5 protein-coding genes are annotated in these 5,167 nt (G+C 71.4%); 2 read left to right on the top strand and 3 right to left on the bottom strand.

The features are described 5' to 3' along the window. Window positions 1-17: 17 nt before the first annotated feature. Window positions 18-593, bottom strand: coding sequence for a LysR family transcriptional regulator (locus tag ROTAS13_RS18835; RefSeq protein WP_075823095.1), 576 nt, complete (start codon window positions 591-593; stop codon window positions 18-20). 161 nt (window positions 594-754) lie between these two features. Between ROTAS13_RS18835 and ROTAS13_RS18840 the strand changes: the two genes are divergently transcribed. Next, the gene (locus ROTAS13_RS18840) at window positions 755-2,236 is read left to right on the top strand and encodes a sulfatase (RefSeq protein WP_083755614.1); all 1,482 of its coding nucleotides are present in this window, start codon (window positions 755-757) and stop codon (window positions 2,234-2,236) included. Window positions 2,237-2,458: 222 nt separating this feature from the next. After that, the gene (locus ROTAS13_RS18845; protein WP_075823097.1) at window positions 2,459-3,985 is read left to right on the top strand and encodes a sensor histidine kinase; all 1,527 of its coding nucleotides are present in this window, start codon (window positions 2,459-2,461) and stop codon (window positions 3,983-3,985) included. A 21-nt stretch (window positions 3,986-4,006) separates the two neighbouring features. Here the strand turns inward: ROTAS13_RS18845 and ROTAS13_RS18850 are convergent, their stop codons facing one another. Continuing rightward, on the bottom strand, window positions 4,007-4,849 hold the full coding sequence (locus tag ROTAS13_RS18850) for a M23 family metallopeptidase (RefSeq protein ID WP_019462259.1): 843 nt from the start codon (window positions 4,847-4,849) through the stop codon (window positions 4,007-4,009). Further along, a partial coding sequence (locus tag ROTAS13_RS18855; RefSeq protein ID WP_305793726.1) for an exodeoxyribonuclease VII large subunit occupies window positions 4,846-5,167 on the bottom strand: 322 nt, incomplete at its 5' end. The genes ROTAS13_RS18850 and ROTAS13_RS18855, both read right to left, overlap by 4 nt.

A 5,167-nucleotide genomic window follows, 5' to 3' on the forward strand; every position in this document is an offset into this window, starting at 1 on the left:
GCTGTGCGTAGATGTGATCAAGAGCCAGCCCCGTCCAGGGCGCGCAGCGGCAGGCAGGTCTCCCCGGCCAGGGGATGGGCGGCTGGCAGCACGGCGACGCAGCGGCTCTCGCCCAGCCAGTGGACGTCCAGCCCCTGATGGTCCACCGGCAGGCTGGCGAAGCCCAGCACGGCGCGGCGGTCGAGCAGTTGCCGCACCACCTCGCCCGCCGGGACGGCGCCGAGCCCCAGGTTGCGCGGCAGGTCCTCCGCCGGCAGCCGCGCCAGGGCGCGGGGGATCAGGCCCATGGCCAGGGCGGGGATGGCGGCGATGTCGAGCGAGGCCAGCTCGCCCCGGGCGATGGCCTCGGCCCGTTCCTCCAGGCGCCGCAGGCCGGCCAGGGAGGGCTCCACCTCGTCATGGAACCGCAAGCCCTGTTCGGTCGGGGTGATGCGGGGGCCGTTGCGTTCGAAAAGGGTAAAGCCGAGGGCCGCTTCCAGCTCCTGCAACTGGCGCGAGATCGCCGGCTGCGAGCGGCCCGTCAGCCTTGCCGCCGCGGTCAGGCTGCCGCCCGCGATGATGGCGCAAAAGGTTTCAAGCTGCCGGAGTTCCACGGCCCCAGCCAATCATGCGCAAACGTATTGATGCAAGCCCTATCATGCGTGGATTCTATGGCCCCGCTGCGATGACGGACTGTGGCAGGATCGGCGCCGTCCTTGCTGGGCGCAAAAGAACGAGTTAGTTATGTCGCATAACTAATAAACGGGAGGAAACAATGGCGACCGAAATGAGCCGGCGCGGGCTGCTGTCCGCCAGCGCCATGGGCGCGACCACGCTGGGTGCCGGGCTGGGCGCCGCACTGGCGCCCCCCGGCGCGCAGGCCCAGACGCAAGGCCGAGCCCCGAACCAAGCCACGCGACAGCCCAACATCATCTTCATCATGGCCGACGACCTGGGGGTGGCGGATGTTTCCTGCTACGGCCAGCGCGCCTTCCGCACCCCGGCGGTGGACAGCCTGGCCGGGCAGGGGCTGCGTTTCCTGCAGGCCTATGCCAGCTCCGCCGTCTGCTCTGCGACGCGCACGGCGCTGATCACCGGCCGCTACCAGTACCGGCTACCGCTCGGGCTGTGGGAACCGCTGTCGCGCACCAACGAGGTCGGCCTGCCGCCCGAGCATCCGACACTGCCCTCGCTGCTGAAGCGTGCCGGCTACAGCACCGCCCTGGTCGGCAAATGGCACCTGGGCGCCCTGCCGAAGTTCGGCCCGCTGAAGAGCGGCTACGACCGGTTCTGGGGCTTCCGCGGCGGCACCATCGACTACTACACGCATCGCGGCACGGACGGGAAACCCGATCTCTGGGACGGCGACCTGGCGATCGACCAGCATGGCTATGCCACCGAACTGCTCGGCCGGAAGGCGGTGGAGGTGGTGCGGGACTTCGCGCAGGCGGGTCGCCCCTTCTTCCTCAGCCTGCACTTCAACGCCCCGCACTGGCCCTGGGTCGGCCCGGGCGACGAGGCGGAATCCGAGCGGCTGAAGGGCAAGGACCTGCGGAACTTCGACGGCGGCACGCTGAAGACCTACGGCCGCATGGTCGTCTCGATGGACGAGCAGATCGGCCTCGTGCTGGCGGAGCTGGAGGAAAGGGGGATCGCCCGCGACACCATTGTCATCTTCACCAGCGACAATGGCGGCGAGCGCTTCTCGGATGTCTGGCCCTTCAACGGCCGCAAGACGGAGCTGCTGGAAGGTGGTCTGCGCATCCCCGCCGTCATCCGCTGGCCCGCCCGGATCAGGCCCGGCGGCACTTCGGAGCAGGTGATGGCCAGCATGGACTGGCTGCCCACCCTGCTGGCCGCCGCCGGCGGGCAGGCCGATGCGGCCTATCCGCCGGATGGCATGGACCTGCTGCCGGCCCTCGACGGCGCGGCGCCGGTGCCGCGCCGGCTGTACTGGCGCTACAAGGCCAATGCCCAGCGGGCGATGCGCGACGGCGACCTGAAGTACCTGAAGATCGGGGAGAACAGCTTCCTGTTCAACGTGGTCGAGGACCCGATGGAGCGGGCGAACCTGAAGGCTCGCCAGCCCGCCGTCTTCGAGCGCATGGAGCAGGACTGGCTCGCCTGGAACGAGACGATGCTGCCGGAGATCGAGGAAAGCTTCACCGAAGCCTATAGTGCCTCGCAGCTGGCCGATCATTTCGGGGCCAGGCCGCCCAGCGGGAAGCCGGACCTGCCGCCGCCGCCGAAGCGCTGAACCGGCCTGCCGGCGGGCCTCGCCCCGGCGCGACTCCTGCGAAGGGTAGCATCGCCCAGCTTGAGGTGCCGCGCCCGTGGCGCCCCGGGGGTGCTCGGGGGTGGGCTCCGCCGGCCCTCGGAAAGCCGCGCGGCCACGGCGCATGGACGACCCGAGCGCGGCGCGGGGGCATCCGGGCCGTGGCCTGTTTCCAGGGGGCGGGGAACGTGTAGAATTCCGGGCATGCTGTCCCCCGACATGGAGCCCCAGCGCGCCGAAGCCTATCAGAGGCTGCGGCAGCAGGAGCTGATCGCCGAATTCGGTCTTTTCGCCCTGAGGGGCGACAGCCTGCAGCCCTCGCTGGACGAGGTCTGCCGCGTGGCGGCCGATGGGCTGGACGTGCCCTTCGCCAAGGTCCTGCGCTTCCTGCCCGGGGAGAACGCCTTCCTGGTGCAGGCGGGGGTCGGCTGGCATGCCGGGGTCGTGGGCCATGCCCGGCTGGGAGCGGATCTGGAAAGCCCCGCCGGCTATGCCTTTCGCACCGGGCGACCGGTCATCTCCAACCATTTGACGGAGGAAGCCCGCTTCCGCACCCCCGCCCTGCTGGTGGAGCACGGGGTCAGGCGCGCGCTGAACGTGCTGATCGGCAGCGGCCAGGCCGTGCCCTATGGCGTGCTGGAGGTGGACAGCGGCGACCGCACGGATTTCGAGCCGCGCGACATCGCCTTCCTCCAGGCCCTGGCCAACGTCATCGCGGCGGTGGCGGACCGGCAGGCGCGCCAGGTGGCCCTCGCGCACAGCGAGGCGATGCTGCAAAGCGTCTTCGAGAGCAGCCCCGACTGCATCAAGGTGCTGCGGGGCGACGGCACGCTGGTCCGCATGAACCACAACGGCCTGTGCCTGATGGAGATCGACGATTTCGCCAAGGTGGCGAACTGCCCCTGGGAAAGGCTCTGGCCCGCGGACCAGGCGGAACATGTCCGCGCCGCCATCCGCGCGGCGCGCCAGACCGGGATCGGGCATTTCGAGGCCTTCTGCCCCACGACCAAGGGCACGCCGAAATGGTGGGACGTGCTGGTGGCACCCCTGGGCGGGCAGGGGGAGGACGAGCAGTTCGTCGCCATCTCGCGCGACGTCACCGACCGGGTGAAGGCCGTGGAGGCCAAGGACGCGCTGCTGCGGCAGCAGGACCTTCTGATGCGCGAGGTGCATCACCGCATCCGCAACAGCCTACAGCTCGTGCATACGTTGCTGCAGCTTCAGGCCGGGCATGTGAACGACGGCGGCGCCCGGGCGCATCTGGCCGAGGCCGCCCGCCGGGTGCTGACCGTCGCGGCGGTGCACAAGCGGCTCTACGAGGGCAACGACGTCACCGAGGCGGACCTCGCCACCTATCTTGGCGGCCTGCTGGACGACCTGCGCGGCAGCCTGTCCGACGAGATCGTCGGCCGTCCCATCCATCTTTCGACCGAATCCCTGATGCTGTCGCCAGACAAGCTGACCTCCCTGGGGCTGATCGTGACCGAGCTGGTGACCAACGCGCTGAAATACGGGCACGGCACGGTCTCCGTCTCGGTGCAGCCGCTCGGGAAGGTGGCGCGGATCGCGGTCGAGGACGAAGGCCAGGGCTTTCCGGCCGATTTCGACCCGGTTCGCAGCCGTGGCCTCGGCATGCGCCTGTTGCTGACCCTGGCCCGCAAGCCCGACGGCGTCCGGGTGGACCGTGGCGTGCCCTGGGGCCGGATCGTCGTGGAGATGCCGCTGGGCTGACGCCCCCTCCGGCCGGGCCCGCTACAGCCCCAGCACGGGCCCCGGGTCGATCGAGACGCCCCGGCAGAAGAGGCCCAGGTGCAGGTGCGGCCCGGTGACGCGGCCCGTGGCGCCGGAAAGCGCCATGGTCTCGCCGCGCCCCACCCGCTGGCCCTCCCGCACCTCGATGCGCGACAGGTGGGCGTAGAGGCTGGCCACGCCCTGCCCGTGCTCGACGATCAAGGTATTGCCGGTGAAGTAGAGGTCTGCCGCCAGGGTCACCCGCCCCGGCGCCATCGGGGCGGTCGGCGTGCCGGTCGGCACGGCGATGTCCAGGCCGAGATGCGGCGCCCGCGGCTCCCCGTTCAGGATGCGCTGGCTGCCATAGACGCCGCTGATGCGGCCCCGTGCGGGCCAGTCGAAACCCTCGGCATAAAGCGCCACCGGGGTTTCCACCGCGCGGGCGGCGTTGATCCGCACCTGCTCGGCGCGGATGCGGGCGAGGTCCTGCGCGTTCGGCGTCACCTGCCGGGACGGCAGGCCGTTCAGGCGCTGGATGTCCCAGTGGCGGGGGGCGATGGCGAGGCGGCGGATCTCGGTGCGGCCGCCGGGCGGGGTGATGCCCAGCGCCGCCTCCGGCCCGGCATCGCGGCTGAAGCCCAGGGCGAAGTGGCCATCCGCCGAGACCGGCACCGGCTTGCCATCCAGGGCGAGGCGCGTGCCGGGCGCAGTGCGGCCGGCGACGAAGCCGCCCTGGGTCAGGCCGGCCGGGTTCATCTCCAGCGCGGGCGCGGAGGCGGCGGTGCCGGGCCGCGACTCGGCGGAACCGGCGCAGCGGGCGAGCAGCAGGGCTGGCAGGGGCAGCAGGAGGCGGCGTGCGATCACAGCAGGGAACCCTGTTCCTTGGCCTTGGGTGTGCGCGGGCGCTTCGGGGGGGCACCCCGGGTGTCGGCGGCCTCGATGACGCCATCGGCGAATTCGATCTGCAACCTTGCCCCGGGATCGACCTGCGCGGCACGGGTGACGGGCCTGCCCTCGCCGTCGCGCACCAGGGCGAAGCCGCGCTCCAGCAGCCCCTGGTAGGAGGCGCCTTCCAGCCGGGCGGAAAGCCCGTCCAGCGCCAGCCGCCCCTCGCGCAGCCGGAAGCGCAGGCGCGGCGTCGGGTCGGGTAGGCGGGCGAACTGCCGCGCCGCGCGGTCCAGG

Source organism: Roseomonas sp. TAS13 (assembly GCF_001950415.1).
Lineage (GTDB): Bacteria > Pseudomonadota > Alphaproteobacteria > Acetobacterales > Acetobacteraceae > Roseomonas > Roseomonas mucosa.